Annotated in this window: 16 protein-coding genes; 15 read left to right on the forward strand and 1 reads right to left on the reverse strand. The window is 67.0% G+C overall.

Going from position 1 to position 13951, the window contains the following annotated elements; translation table 11 throughout:
- Positions 1–35 precede the first annotated feature (35 nt).
- Genes R2707_04180 through R2707_04220 form a run of 9 tightly spaced genes read left to right on the forward strand, consistent with a single transcriptional unit; the run spans position 36 to position 5620 of the window.
- Complete coding sequence (locus R2707_04180) at positions 36–1511, forward strand: D-alanyl-D-alanine carboxypeptidase (GenBank protein ID MEZ5244272.1); 1476 nt, start codon at positions 36–38, stop codon at positions 1509–1511.
- A 17-nt stretch (positions 1512–1528) separates the two neighbouring features.
- Entirely contained in the window at positions 1529–2149 is a 621-nt protein-coding gene (locus R2707_04185) for an LON peptidase substrate-binding domain-containing protein (protein ID MEZ5244273.1), read from the forward strand.
- A gap of 13 nt (positions 2150–2162) precedes the next feature.
- Positions 2163–2459 carry a hypothetical protein gene (locus tag R2707_04190; protein MEZ5244274.1) on the forward strand — a complete coding sequence of 99 codons (297 nt, stop codon included), beginning with the start codon at positions 2163–2165 and terminating at the stop codon, positions 2457–2459.
- Positions 2459–2683, forward strand: coding sequence for a hypothetical protein (locus tag R2707_04195; GenBank protein MEZ5244275.1), 225 nt, complete (start codon positions 2459–2461; stop codon positions 2681–2683). Before R2707_04190 ends, R2707_04195 begins: the two co-directional genes overlap by 1 nt.
- On the forward strand, positions 2683–2925 hold the full coding sequence (locus R2707_04200) for a hypothetical protein (GenBank protein ID MEZ5244276.1): 243 nt from the start codon (positions 2683–2685) through the stop codon (positions 2923–2925). Before R2707_04195 ends, R2707_04200 begins: the two co-directional genes overlap by 1 nt.
- The gene (locus tag R2707_04205; protein MEZ5244277.1) at positions 2922–3122 is read left to right on the forward strand and encodes a thiamine biosynthesis protein ThiS; all 201 of its coding nucleotides are present in this window, start codon (positions 2922–2924) and stop codon (positions 3120–3122) included. Before R2707_04200 ends, R2707_04205 begins: the two co-directional genes overlap by 4 nt.
- A 13-nt stretch (positions 3123–3135) precedes the next feature.
- Positions 3136–4092, forward strand: coding sequence for an ATP-binding protein (locus R2707_04210; protein MEZ5244278.1), 957 nt, complete (start codon positions 3136–3138; stop codon positions 4090–4092).
- Positions 4089–4868 carry a tRNA (adenine-N1)-methyltransferase gene (locus R2707_04215; protein ID MEZ5244279.1) on the forward strand — a complete coding sequence of 260 codons (780 nt, stop codon included), beginning with the start codon at positions 4089–4091 and terminating at the stop codon, positions 4866–4868. Before R2707_04210 ends, R2707_04215 begins: the two co-directional genes overlap by 4 nt.
- A complete protein-coding gene (locus R2707_04220; protein MEZ5244280.1) occupies positions 4865–5620 on the forward strand; it encodes a trypsin-like peptidase domain-containing protein in 756 nt (251 codons plus the stop codon). Before R2707_04215 ends, R2707_04220 begins: the two co-directional genes overlap by 4 nt.
- A gap of 150 nt (positions 5621–5770) precedes the next feature.
- Here the strand turns inward: R2707_04220 and R2707_04225 are convergent, their stop codons facing one another.
- Positions 5771–6004 (reverse strand): ferredoxin, encoded by a 234-nt coding sequence (locus tag R2707_04225; protein ID MEZ5244281.1) that lies wholly within the window; start codon positions 6002–6004, stop codon positions 5771–5773.
- A 271-nt stretch (positions 6005–6275) separates the two neighbouring features.
- Between R2707_04225 and arc the strand changes: the two genes are divergently transcribed.
- The 6 genes from arc to R2707_04255 all read left to right on the forward strand — a co-directional run bounded on the left by arc (position 6276) and on the right by R2707_04255 (position 13947).
- Positions 6276–8015 (forward strand): proteasome ATPase, encoded by a 1740-nt coding sequence (arc, locus tag R2707_04230; protein ID MEZ5244282.1) that lies wholly within the window; start codon positions 6276–6278, stop codon positions 8013–8015.
- Between the two features lie 21 nt (positions 8016–8036).
- Complete coding sequence (locus R2707_04235; protein MEZ5244283.1) at positions 8037–9305, forward strand: Glu/Leu/Phe/Val dehydrogenase; 1269 nt, start codon at positions 8037–8039, stop codon at positions 9303–9305.
- A 212-nt stretch (positions 9306–9517) separates the two neighbouring features.
- Complete coding sequence (locus tag R2707_04240) at positions 9518–10570, forward strand: amino acid ABC transporter substrate-binding protein (protein ID MEZ5244284.1); 1053 nt, start codon at positions 9518–9520, stop codon at positions 10568–10570.
- Between the two features lie 103 nt (positions 10571–10673).
- Positions 10674–11864 carry an ABC transporter permease subunit gene (locus tag R2707_04245; protein MEZ5244285.1) on the forward strand — a complete coding sequence of 397 codons (1191 nt, stop codon included), beginning with the start codon at positions 10674–10676 and terminating at the stop codon, positions 11862–11864.
- A complete protein-coding gene (locus R2707_04250; protein MEZ5244286.1) occupies positions 11864–13141 on the forward strand; it encodes an amino acid ABC transporter permease in 1278 nt (425 codons plus the stop codon). The genes R2707_04245 and R2707_04250 overlap by 1 nt, the downstream gene beginning before the upstream one ends.
- The gene (locus R2707_04255; protein ID MEZ5244287.1) at positions 13138–13947 is read left to right on the forward strand and encodes an amino acid ABC transporter ATP-binding protein; all 810 of its coding nucleotides are present in this window, start codon (positions 13138–13140) and stop codon (positions 13945–13947) included. Before R2707_04250 ends, R2707_04255 begins: the two co-directional genes overlap by 4 nt.
- Positions 13948–13951: the final 4 nt, after the last annotated feature.

Raw genomic sequence — 13951 nt, forward strand, 5'->3', positions numbered from 1 at the left:
GATCCGCGCCGTCCGGTTGCGTAACCTGACCCCACATGCGTCGGTTCCTCCTTCCTGCAGCGGTCCTCGCGGTCGCCGTGATCGCGTCCGTCCTGGCGGGCGGCGCCAACGACGCGGCCGCTCCCGACCAGGCGTCGACGGGCGAGACCGTCGACAGCCTCGCCACGCCGCTGTTCAGCGTTCGTCGCGCACCCGAGTGGCTGCGCCAGCCGACCACCGACAACCTCCTCGACACCGCGGTGCGGGCACCGGTCGAGGCGCTGGCCGGCACGGGGTTCGCGTGCCTGGCGGTTCACGTCAACGGCGAACCGGTCACCGAGGTGGCCAGCGATGTGCCATTGATCCCCGGCGAGGTCCAACGACTCCTGACCCTGGCCGCCCTCGACACCGTGGGCACCGGCGGCTTCACCACCGAGGTCGTTCGCTCGAGCGGTGCGGTGATCACCGAGGAGGGCGTGCTCGAGGGTGACCTCTGGCTGCTCGGCGGCGCCGACCCGGTGCTGTCGACCAACCCCTACATCAGCCGATTCGACGACGGACGGGCCTTCACCTCGCTGGAGGAGCTCGCCCTCACGACGATCGTCGCCCTCCGCGATGCCGGCATCACCGAGATCGGGGGCCGCATCATCGGTGTCGACACCAAGTACGAGGGCAGCCCCCAGGTCTTCAGCGACACCTACTGGACCGCGGCGGAACGACGGTCCGGGACCGTCGGTCTGACCTCCGGGCTGCTCGTCGACAACGGGTTCACATCGTTCCCGGCCGACGCCGGCGACCCATCGGCGAACGTGCGCTCCTCGGATCCCGTGGGGCACGCCGCGTCGACGTTTCGCGACGTACTCGTCGCGCTCGACATGCCCGTCACGGGTGGAGCCGAGGCGGGCGATGCGCCGTCGGCCGTGGATCGTGAGCCGGTCGCGCGCATCGAGTCGCCCGCCCTCGAGGAGATCGCGCAGCGGGCGCTCGCCGATGGGACCACCGCCGAGATGCTGTGGCGAGAAGCCGCGCTGAGGGGCGGCAATCCGGCCGATGGCCTCGGGGCGATCTTCTTCGTCAACGCCGCGATGGTCGAGCTGGGCCTCCTGGGTTCGGACGAGGCCGGCAACTTCCCGAAGGTCGACGGCTCGGGTCTCTCCCTCGAGAACCGGGCCCAGTGCGGGACCCTCGTCGGCGTGCTGGATCCGCAGACCGCCGGGCTCGCCGAGGCGGCGCTGCCCGCCGTGGCCGACTCACCGCTGGCATCGTGTGCGCCGTCGTCGCTCGCGTCGCTGCGCGTCACCGCCGCGGCCCGGCCCGAAGTCACGTCGATGGCGGGCATCGCAACGGCCGCCAACGGCGACCTCATCACGTTCGCCGTGATCGCCGACTGGCTACCCGACGCATCCGGCGCCTTCGGGCCGCAGGCCGTGTGCGACGGACTCCTGCCGGCCGTACTCGAAGCGATCGCCCAGCACCCGGCCGGGCCGGACCTCGCCGATCTGACCCCACTCGATCCGGTTCCCGCCGAGTAGCCGTGTACGAACTCCCGATGTTCCCACTGGAACACGCGATTCTCCCGACCTCGGTCATCCCGCTGCACATCTTCGAGCCCCGCTACCGGGCGTTCGCGGCCGACGTGACCCCCAGACCCGATCCCGAGTTCGGCATCGCGCCGATCGAGCGCGGCCGAGAAGTCGGTGGCGACGATGTCCGGGCCGATGTCGCAGTGGTCGCACGGGTGCTGCAGTTCGAGGAGTTCCCGGACGGCCGCTGGGCGGTGATCTCCGTCGCGACGCGCCGCATCCGCGTCGTCGAGTGGCTCGACGACGACCCGTATCCGCGCGCCATGGTCGCCGACTGGCCCGACGACGACGCGCTCGACTACCTCGACCAGCTCGGGGCCACGCCCCTCGCCGGGATCAACGAGTCCATCGAACGGATTTGTCGCGCCGCAGAACGCATCCAGCCCGACCGTCCGGTGCCGCCACCGATCCTGAACGAGGATCCGGCGGTTGCGACCTGGGAGGCAGCGGCGTTCGCGCAGCTCAATCCGTTCGACGCCATGAGCCTGCTCCGCGTGCCCGGAGCGGCCGCTCGCCTCGCCGCGGCCGGTCAACTCATCCGCGAGCGCGCCGAGGTACTGGAGGCTCTCGCCGATCAGGGCGGATAGGGTGGGTGGCCAGATGGCAGATCGAATGGGCCCGGGCGACTTCTTCGAGTTGGTCAAGGCATACGCGAAACAAGAAACCGTCGAGCCACTCCGAGGCGCCGGCCGATGGGTCGGATTCGGCGTCGCCGGCAGCTTCCTGCTCATGCTCGGCGGTGTGTCGCTCACGCTCGCCATGCTGCGGGTCCTCCAGGAGGAGACCGGCACCGCGCTCACCGGCAATCTCTCCTGGGTTCCCTATCTGGCCACGCTCGTCGCCGCCCTGGTCGTCATCGCACTGCTCGTATGGCGCATCACGAAGAGGAGCCTGTGATGGCACCCGACAAGTCGGCCGACCCCACACGTATCACCCGTGACGACATCGAGGCCGGCCTGCGCAGCGTCGTCGGTGAAGCGGAGCAGAAGGCGGAGGCGACGGCGAAGAAGATGCTGCCGGTCGCCGTCGGCGGGGTCCTGCTCGTCCTGTTCGTCGCCTACCGGATCGGCAAACGGGTCGGCACCACCAAGTCGACCGTCGTGGAGATCCGGCGGATCTGATGGCCGGTCGCGGCTTCGGGCCCACCTACATCAAGCGCACGGTGCGGATGAACAGCGTCCGCAAGGGCCTCCTCGGAGGCTCGCGGTTCTGGTTGGCGATCTTCGGCCTCGGCTATGTCGCCCGCTGGTCCGGCAAGGTCACGAAGCGGGGCGAGATGCCCATCCGCTTCTCCGAGCCACTCGCGCCCGGTGAAGAACTCGTGATCCGTCACACCCACGCCACGCGCCGGTCATCTGAGTGAAGGTCCTGCTCCGCAACCCCAGCCGAGAACTCGAGATGGAGGGCCCCGTGCAGGTCTCCGTGCTGCTGGCGCGGCTCGACCTCAACCGCGAATCCCACCTGGTGATCGAGGACGGACAGCTCGTGCCCGGCGACAAGACCCTGGCCAAGGACGCCGTCGTGGAGATCCGATCCGTGATCTCCGGCGGCGCCACGTGAAGCGGACGCTCCGATGAAGTGCCAGGTCTGCCGAGGTCCGGCCGTCATCGACGTCCGCCGACACAACGCGAACTTCTGTCAGGAGCACTTCCTGCGCCTCTGCCGCGACCAGACCAGGAAGGCCATCGACGAGTTCTCGATGCTCGACGCCGATGACCACGTGCTCGTGGCCGTCAGCGGCGGCAAGGACTCGCTGGCGGTCTGGGACATCCTCTGCGAGCTCGGGTACCGGGCCGACGGCTTCTACATCGGTCTCGGTATCGGCGACTACAGCGACGAGTCGCGGGGCTACGCCGAACGCTTCGCCGCCCAGCGGGGGTTGACGCTCCACGTCGACGATCTGCTGCGCGATCACGGGTTCGACGTCCCCCATGGCAGTCGCGCCGCGAAACGCGCGCCGTGCTCGGCCTGCGGCCTCTCCAAGCGCCATCTGTTCGACGAGGCCGCCCGGCGCGGCGGCTACGACGCCATCGTGACCGGCCACAACCTCGACGACGAAGCCGCCGTGTTGATGGGCAACGTGTTGCACTGGCAGACCGACTATCTCGGTCGCCAGTCGCCGCATCTGCCGGCCGCCAACGGCTTCCCGAAGAAGGTCAAGCCCCTGGTGCGCCTGACCGAACGCGACACCGCCGCCTACTGCCTGCTGCGTGGCATCGACTATCTCGTCGACGAGTGCCCGATGGCCGTCGGCAACAAGCATCTGTCGTACAAGGACGCGCTCAACGACATCGAGATCGACTCCCCGGGGGCCAAGCACGCGTTCTTCTTCGGCTTCCTCGACCGGGCCGCCGACCGCTTCGCGGCCCCGACCGGCGAGACTGGCGACGTGATCATCTCCCCCTGCGAGCGCTGCGGTTCCCCGAGCTCGAACGACGTCTGTGCGTTCTGCCGCCTGTCCGAACGGGCCACGCAGGCAGTCCCGATCGAGCTGGGGCGAACCCGCCGCCGGACCGGAGCCCGACGATGAGCGGCAGCGGACCCCTCCGCGCCGGCGAACCGGTGATGCTGATCGACCGGAAGCTGCGGCGGTATCTGATCGATCTCGCCGATGGGGGAGAGTTCCACAGCCATTCCGGCGTGCTCCCGCACGACGACATGATCGGCTCACCCGAGGGGACGACCTTCCGCTCGACCCGCGGGATGGTCTTCACCGCGCTGCGGCCCACCATCACCGACTTCATCCTGAAGATGCCGCGCGGCGCTCAGGTCATCTACCCCAAGGACATCGGCCCGATCCTGATCCTGGCCGACATCTTTCCCGGTGCTCGGGTGCTCGAGTCGGGATTGGGAAGCGGCGCCCTCTCGACCGGCATGCTGCGCGCCGGCGCCGAGATCACCGGCTACGAGATCCGCGAGGACTTCGAGGCGAAGGCACGCGAGAACGTCGGCCGCTTCCTCGGACCCGAATCGCTCGATCACTACCAGACCCACATCCGCGACGTCTACGAAGGCATCGACGAGACCGACCTCGACCGGATCGTGCTCGACCTTCCCGAGCCGTGGCAGGTCGTGCCCCACGCGGAGAAGGCGCTGCGGCCCGGCGGAATCCTCGTCGCCTACACGCCGAGCATCATCCAGGTCTCCCAGCTCCATCAGGCGCTCGACGAGTCCAAGCTCGGGTTCGCCGAGACGGTGGAGGTCCTCAACCGCGGCTGGCACGTCCAGGGAGCGGCGGTGCGGCCCGACCATCGCATGGTCGGGCACACGGGCTTCCTGACCCACGCCCGACTGCTGGAGGAATGACCACCCGGCCTCGGGATCGGCGCGCACCCGCCCGCTTCGCCGCGGCCGTGCTCGTGTTCGCCCTCATCGCCGGAGCCTGCGCCGACGACACCGAGTCCACGGCCGACACGCCGACCGAGCCGAGCGGGGTCCCCGACGACCACGGTCTGTCCGACGCCACCCTCGCCCGGGTGCTCCGATCGACCGTCGGCATCGACGGTGTCGCCTGTGGGCGGCGCGCCTCGGGGAGCGGGTTCGCCCTGACCGATCACCTCGTCGTGACCGACGCCCACGTGATCGTCGGCATCGACGAGAACCAGGTCCACACCTTCGACGGCCGTGCGCTCGCGGGCATCCCGGTGGCGTTCGACCCGGTGGCCGATCTCGCCATCCTCGACGTGAGCGGCGCCGCCCTCGCGCCACTCCCGTTGAGCGACGACGCCGAACCGGGGAGCACCGGCGTGGTCGTCGGCTGGGAATCCGGCCCCCCGGGCCCCGACCCGACCCCGTACCGGGTCGAGCGACGGGTCACCGTGCGGATCGAGGCGGTCGGCACCGACGAGCGCGTCGAGCGGCCGGCGTGGCTGGTCGCCGCCGACATCGAGGTCGGCGACTCCGGCGCTGCGCTCATCGACCCGACCGGCGAGGTCATCGGTGTCGCGTTCGCCACCTCGACCCAGGGCGAAGGCGTCGGCTACGCGGTGCGCAGCTCAGCGATCGAGGAGCTGCTCGCGGCCGGACTCGACGCCAACCTCACCATTCCACCCTGCTGATCCACCCCTGCTGATCCACCCCTGCTGATCCACCCCTGCTGAGCCCAGACGCGAAGCGAGGGAGGCCGAAGCCCCCCTCGTTCATGTCGTCTCAGCGCCGGGGAGTTCGACGCAGCCGAACTCCGAGGAACGCGAAGCGTTCCCGGTGCCTCAGACCTCGATGAAGATGCACTCGCCGGGGCACTCTTCGGCCGACTCGATGGTCGCCTCTTCCTGCCCGGCCTTGACCACGGCCAGACCCTCGGGACCACCGGGGTCGGAGAAGATCTTGGAGCCTTCCTTGACGTAGGCGAGACCGTCGTCGAGAAGGGTGAAGACGTCGGGGGCGATCTCCTCGCAGAGTCCGTCGCCGGTGCAGAGATCCTGGTCGATCCAAACCTTCATGAGCGGTGCTGACCTCACTGTGTTCGGCGGGAGAACCCCGCTCGGTCGTCGGATGTCCCGGATACGGGACCATTCACTGGTCGGCAGCATAACTGCCGTTCTGAAGGAAGACCGGCATCCAGCGGCGTGAAAATCGGGCACGCCGAACGCGCCACGGAGCGTGAGAAGCCTTGTGGATCGCCGCGAGGCGTCCGACGACAGAACAGGAGCGGCGTCTAGGGTGACGATCCGAGCAGAGCCAGCCGAACGCAGCCGACGAGATGGAGATGCCGTGGACGACCAGGACGCAACCGCCGAGATCAACCGGCTCCGCATGGTCGCCGCCGAACTCGAGGACGAGGTCACCGCGCTGCGCCGCCGCCTGCAGGACTCGCCCAAGCGGGTCCGCACACTCGAAGAGCGCCTTCTCGAAACGAAAGGCCAGCTCAGCAAGGCCATCTCGCAGAACGAGAAGCTCACCTACACCCTGCGCGAGGCCCGGGAACACATCTCGACGTTGCGAGACGAGGTCGACAAGTTGACCCAGCCGCCGTCGGGCTACGGCACCGTGCTCGGCGCCAACGACGACGGCACGGTCGACGTCCATGCCGGTGGCCGCAAGATGCGGGTGGCCGTACAGCCCGAACTCGCGGATCGACTGCAGTTGGGCCAGGAGGTCGTGCTCAACGAGTCCTTCAATGTCGTGCTCGCCCGCAATCCCGACCGCACCGGTGAGGTGGCGACGCTGAAGGAACTGCTCGACGGGGGCGACCGCGCGCTGATCATCGGCCGCGCCGACGAGGAACGGGTCGTCGAGGTGGGCGACGCAGTACGGACGCAACCGCTGCGCAGCGGCGACACCCTGCTGATCGACCCCCGAGCGGGCGTCGTTCTCGAACGACTACCCCGTCCCGAGGTCGAGGATCTCGTCCTCGAAGAAGTCCCCGACGTCTCCTACGACGATGTCGGCGGACTCGACTCCCAGATCGAAGAGATCACCGACGCGGTCGAGTTGCCGTTCGTGCACAGCGCGCTGTTCGCCGACTACGACCTGCCGGCGCCGAAGGGGATCCTCCTCTACGGCCCGCCCGGGTGCGGCAAGACCCTCATCGCCAAGGCCGTCGCCAACAGCCTGGCCAAGAAGGTCGCCGAGGTGTCGGGCGACAAGGAAGCGCGCAGCTTCTTCCTCAACATCAAAGGACCGGAGCTGCTCAACAAGTACGTGGGTGAGACCGAGCGCCAGATCCGTCTGGTGTTCCAGCGAGCCCGTGAGAAGAGCGAGGAGGGCTGGCCCGTCATCGTGTTCTTCGACGAGATGGAGTCGCTGTTCCGTACGCGGGGGAGCGGCATCAGCTCCGACATCGAGTCGACCATCGTTCCCCAGCTCCTGGCCGAGATCGACGGTGTCGAAACCCTGCGCAACGTCATCGTGATCGGTGCCTCGAACCGCGAGGACCTCATCGACCCGGCGATCCTGCGACCCGGCCGCCTCGACGTGAAGATCAAGATCGAGCGACCCGATGCCGAGGCCGCCGTCCCGATCTTCGCGCGCTACCTCACGTCCGATGTGCCGATCGACGAGGGGATGATCGAGACACAGGGCGGCGGCGACATCGACAAGGCGATCCAGGCCATGATCGAAGACACCGTCCGCGAGATGTATCGCGAAGACGACGCCAACCGCTTTCTCGAGGTCACGTACCAGAACGGCGACAAGGAGGTCATGTACTTCAAGGACTTCTCGTCGGGGGCGATGATCGAGAACGTCGTGCGGCGAGCGAAGAAGCTCGCGATCAAGCGTGAGATCGCCGGCGGTGATCGCGGCATCCGTACCGACGATCTCCTCGCATCGATCCGTCAGGAATTCAAGGAGCACGAGGACCTTCCCAACACGACGAACCCCGACGACTGGGCGAAGATCTCGGGCAAGAAGGGCGAGCGCATCGTCTACGTCCGCACCCTGATCCACACCAACGAGAACGCGTCCGGGGGCAAGTCGATCGACTCGGTCGCCACCGGCCAGTACCTGTAGCCCGGCCTGATCGAGCGACACATGCCCAACGGAACCACCGCCCGTCTCTACGAGGAGGCGACGGCCAATGTCGAACAGGCCGCCGAGGCCATCGACATGGACCCGAAGGTCCGCAGGATCCTGTCGTCGCCGATGAGCGAGCTGATCATCAACTTCCCCGTCCGCCGCGACGACGGCGACTACGAACTCCTGCAGGGCTACCGGATCCAGCACAACAACGTCCTCGGCCCCTACAAGGGCGGGATCCGCTTCCACCCCGGCGTCGACCTCCACGAGGTGCGGGCGCTCGCCACCTGGATGACCTTCAAGTGCGCCCTGCTCCACCTTCCCTTCGGTGGCGCGAAGGGTGGCGTGGCCATCGATCCACGCCAGTACAGCGACGCCGAACGCGAGCGGGTGGTCCGGCGCTTCACCCACTCACTCGGCGAGAACATCGGCCCGGAGTTCGACATCCCGGCGCCCGACGTCGGCACCGACGCCCAGACCATGGGTTGGATGATGGACACCTATCTCAACAGCCGTGGTCCCGGTGAGCGCCAGAACGCTCGTCGCGTGGTGACCGGAAAGCCTCTCGAGCTCGGTGGCAGCGCCGGCCGCGTCTCTGCGACGGGAAGGGGAGCGGCCTATGTGCTGCGCCATCTCTACGGCGAGTTCGACCGCACCCTCGCGGGCCAGACCGCCGCCGTGCAGGGGTCGGGCAATGTCGGCTCCCACGCCGCCCTCGCGCTGGCGGAGCTCGACATGGACGTCGTGGCCATCAGCGACGCGAGCGGCGGGATCCACGACCCCGCCGGCCTCGATGTCGAAAAGGTGCTCGCCCACGTGGCCGAATACGGCGGCGTGGCCGGCTACGCCGCAGCCGACGCGCTCACCTGCGAGGAATTCTTCGCGCTCGACGTCGACGTACTGGTCCCCGCTGCGCTCGAGGCACAGATCACGATCGAGAACGTCGACTCCATCCGTGCGTCCGTCGTCCTGGAAGCGGCCAACGGCCCCGTCACCGCCGACGCCTCCGCGGTGCTCGAAGCGGGAGGCGTTCATGTGATTCCCGACATCCTCACCAACGCCGGTGGCGTCGTCGTCTCGTACTACGAATGGGTGCAGAACAAGACGAGTGACCGTTGGACGGCCGCCGACGTCGACGCACGACTCCGCGATGCGATGTGGGAGGCCGCCGACCGGGTCGCGATCCGTCGCCAGCAGCGTGGCTGTTCTCGGCGACAGGCCGCCTACATCGAGGCCGCGGACCTGTTGCACACGGTCTACGGACTGCGCGGCATCTTCCCCTGAGCGGCCCCGGCCGAGGCTTCTCGGAGCGGCCACCGTGTGAACGCCGCGTGTCCATTCCCTGGCCACAATCGAGCCAATCGGACGGGACCTGCTGACAGACGGCCCTCGGGCGACTATTCTCGGCACTCCCGAATCCCGGGGATCAACTTGGAGGGAATATGCGAAAGCATTGGACACTGCGGCTCTTGGCCGTCCTATTCAGCTTTGCGCTGGTGGCAACCGCCTGCGGCGACGACAGTTCTGACGACAGCTCGAGCGGCGACAGCGGCAGCGACAGCACCGGTGACAGCGGCAGCGACAGCAGCGACGACACCGTCGACCTGGTGCAGGACGGCGGAAACACCGTCCAGACGATCATCGACCGCGGCGTGCTCAAGTGCGGCGTCAACGGCCAGCTGCTCGGCTTCTCGAACGTCGAGGACGACGGCTCGTACACCGGCCTCGATGTCGACTACTGCCGGGCCATCGCGGCCGCCCTGCTCGACGATCCCGATGCGGTGGAATACACCGATCTGACCGCCGAGACCCGCTTCACCGCCCTGCAGTCCGGTGACATCGACGTCCTCATCCGCAACGGCACCTGGACCTCGTCGCGAGACGGCGCCCTGGGCCTCCAGTGGGCCGCCACCACCTTCTACGACGGTGCGGGCATGCTCGTGAACGCCGACTCCGGCTTCGAATCGGTCGCCGACATGGACGGCACCATCATCTGTGTGCAGACCGGTACGACCACCGAGATCAACCTCGAGATCTACTTCGACAACCTCGGTATCAGCTACGAGCCGTTGAACGTCGCTGACGAGGCCGCGGTCACCTCGAACTTCTCGAGTGGAGCCTGCGACGGCTACGTGACGGACAAGTCCGGTCTCGCATCGTTCGCCGCGACCTACGACGGCGACGTCACCATCCTCGACGACACCATGTCGAAGGAGCCCCTCGGGCCGGCCACGCGTGAAGGCGACGACGATTTCTTCGACGTCGTCCAGTGGACGGTGTTCGCCACCTTCAACGCCGAGGAGTTCGGCATCACGTCCGAGAACGTCGGCGACTTCATCGGGAGCGAGAACGGCGCCATCGCGAAGTTCCTCAACGACGAAGAGTCGGGCCTCGCATTCCCGACGGCCGACTGGGCGGTCCGGATCATCGAAGCGGTGGGCAACTACCAGGAGATCTACGACCGCAACATCGCCCCACTCGGGATTCCCGAGGGAGTCAACCAGCTCTACACCCAGGGCGGGATCCTCTACGGACCCCCGGTCAACTGATGTCGGTCCAGGTCCTCTGACCTGAACTCTGCGAACGAACCGAGGGGCAGGGCTCCGGGCCCTGTCCCTCGGTCGTCGCCGGACTCACCCTGAAAGAACTTCCTTGACCGTCGTCGAGCAAGAGATCCACACCCCGACGAAGCCGCCGTTCTATCGCGACGTGCGCGTGCTGCGATGGCTGTTCCAGTTCGCCGTCGTGGGCGTCGTCGCCTACGCGCTCTACCGGCTCTACGACAACGCCATCACGAACCTCGAGGATTCCGGTCTGCCCACCGGGTTCGACTTCCTCGACAACCAGGCCCGTTTCGCCATCCCCGGCCTCGCCGACAGCGCCGACTACTCGATTCGCAAGGCCTACTGGGCCGGGTACCTCAACACGCTGCGGGTCATCGTCGTGGGCATCCCGTTGTGCACCGCGCTGGGCGTGATCATCGGCATCATGCGCCTGAGCGACAACCTGCTCGTGCGGGCCGTGGGCACCATCTATGTCGAACTCTTCCGCAATATTCCCGTCCTGCTCTGGATCTTCATCACCTACCTGGTGATCATTCTTCTGAACCTTCCCCAGATCACCGACGACGTCACCCCGTTCAACGCCTTCGTGATCTCGAACCGCGGCATCGGCATCCCCTGGTTCAACCCCGATGCGAGTCTCCTCACATTCCTGGGATTCGTCGGCATCGGCCTCATCGCCGTGGTGGGCGTCAACATCTGGCGCCGCACGGTCAACGAGAAGACCGGCCAGCCCTCGAGGGGCGGCCTCTACGGGCTCATCGCCTTCCTGATCGCACTGGCCATCGGCCACTTCGTGTCGGGCAAGGCCCTCTCGTACGAAGCGGCAGAGATCGCCGAGAACGGCCGCCAGATCGAGGGCGGGATGAACATCTTCCCGCCCTACATCGGCCTCACCATCGCGCTGGTCCTCTACACGGCGAGCCATGTCGCCGAGATCGTGCGCGGGTCGATCCAGGCGATCCACAAGGGACAGGCCGAGGCGGCGCAGGCCATCGCGCTCTCCACCTTCCAGCGCTACCGCTACGTCATCCTGCCCCAGGCGTTCCGGATCATGATCCCGCCGCTGGCCAGCCAATACCTCAACATCACCAAGAACTCGTCGCTGGCAGTCGCCATCTCCTACGTCGAGATCACGTCGATCTTCCAGCGGGTGTCGAACAACGCCACGCCCGCGTTGCAGGCGCTGATCATCCTGATGTTCTGCTACCTGACGTTCAGCATCGGCATCTCGCTGATCGCCAACTTCTTCAACCGACGACTGTCGCTGGAGACCCGCTGATGGCACAAGACGACCAGCCACAGCCGATCGGCGTCGTCGGCACCGACGAACCGAACCCGATCGCGGCCGAGCCACCTCCGCTCGTCGAGAGCGGGTGGGGACTGAGCGACATCCTCCGGAAGAACCTCTTCAAGGACACGAAGAACTCGATCCTCACCCTGGTCTTCGGTGCGGTCATCCTCTTCGTGCTCTACAAGACGTTCACCTACGTCTTCATCACGGCCCGCTGGGAAGTCATCTACAACGGCCCACTCGAGTTCTACATGGTCGGCAAGGACTTCGGCCGGACCGGAATCTCCTACGAGATGTTGTGGGCCGGCATCTACACGGCCGTGCTCGCCATGGGCATCGGGTCCGGACTCGGCTACAACGCCGAAGCGCCTCCGATGCGCCTCGGCGCTCGCGCCGCGATGATCGGCGGTCCGCTGGTCGGCATCGTCTTCATCCTCTCGATGACGCGCACCGTCATACCGACGCTGCTGACGCTCGGCGCGGTCGGGATGCTGATCGCGGGCAACCAGATCGGACGACGGGCGCCGGAGGGCATTCGCCGTCGATCCAGCTGGATCCTGCTGGCGATGACCTTCCTGGCCTTCGGGCTCATCACGGACTTCACGCCGTCCAACATCGACGAATTCGGTGGGCTGCTGCTCACCATCGTCGTGGCCTTTGCCGGCATCTCGCTGAGCTTCCCGATCGGCGTCGTCATGGCGCTCGCCCGACGATCGACCTTCCCGCTGATCCGTCCGCTGGCGGTCGGCTACATCGAACTCGTGCGCGGCGTGCCGCTCATCAGCCTGCTCTTCATGGGCCAGTTCGCTCTCGGGTTCCTCTTCCCTCCGAACGCGGCACTTCCCGGGCCGATTCCCCGAGCGATCATCATGATCACCCTCTTCTCGGGTGCCTACGTCGCCGAGGTCGTTCGCGGCGGTCTGCAGTCGGTCCCGGCCGGGCAGATCGAGGCGGGCAAGGCCCTCGGACTCTCGCCCTTCACCATCACCCGCCAGATCGTGCTCCCGCAGGCGCTGCGCAACTCGATCCCGGCACTGATCGGCCAGTTCATCTCGTTGCTGAAGGACGTCTCGCTGCTGGTCGTCATCGGCCTGCAGGAGATGCTCGGCATCGTCGACGTCGTCCTCGCACGCCAGGAATTCGTCAACCAGGGCTACGTCCCGGAGGCCTACGCATTCGTGGGAACCATCTACTGGACCTTGTGCTTCTCGATGTCACGGGCCGCACAACGTCTCGAAACCCGACTCGGAGTAGGAACGCGATGAGCGATCAGCCAACTGACCACGGAACTTCAGCCTCGACCTCGCTCACGGGTGCGGCCACCGTCGCCGGCGGCACCGGCGAGCCGATCATCACGGTGCAGGGGGTCGACAAGTTCTTCGGCGAGTTCCAGGCTCTGAAGAACGTCAACCTGGTCGTCGGCAAACAGGAGGTCGTCGTCGTCATCGGCCCTTCCGGGTCGGGCAAGTCGACACTCATCCGCTGTGTCAACCATCTCGAAGAGCACACGAACGGCACGATCATCGTCGACGGCGTCGAACTGACCAAGGACATCCGCAACATCCAGGAGATCCGCCGCGAGTGCGGGATGGTCTTCCAGTCGTTCAACCTCTTCCCTCACATGACGGTGCTCGACAACATCACCCTCGGGCCCCGCCGTGTGCGCAAGAAGCCCAAGGCGGCGGCGGAGAAGGCGGCGATGGAGCTGCTCGAGATGGTCAAGATCCCCGAGCAGGCCAAGAAGTACCCGGGCCAGCTCTCGGGCGGTCAGCAGCAGCGTGTCGCCATCGCCCGGGCACTCGCCATGGAACCCAAGGTCATGCTGTTCGACGAGCCCACCTCGGCCCTCGACCCCGAGATGGTCAAGGAGGTGCTCGATGCGATGCAGGACCTCGCCGAGTCGGGCATGACGATGATCGTGGTCACCCACGAGATGGGATTCGCCCGCGCGGTCGCGGACCGCGTCGCGTTCATGGCCAGCGGCGAGATCGTCGAGGTCGGCACACCGGAGCATTTCTTCACCAACCCCCAGGAAGAGCGGACCAAGCTCTTCCTCTCGCAGATCCTCTGAGCGA

The organism is Acidimicrobiales bacterium (genome assembly GCA_041394245.1).
GTDB lineage: Bacteria > Actinomycetota > Acidimicrobiia > Acidimicrobiales > Aldehydirespiratoraceae > JAJRXC01.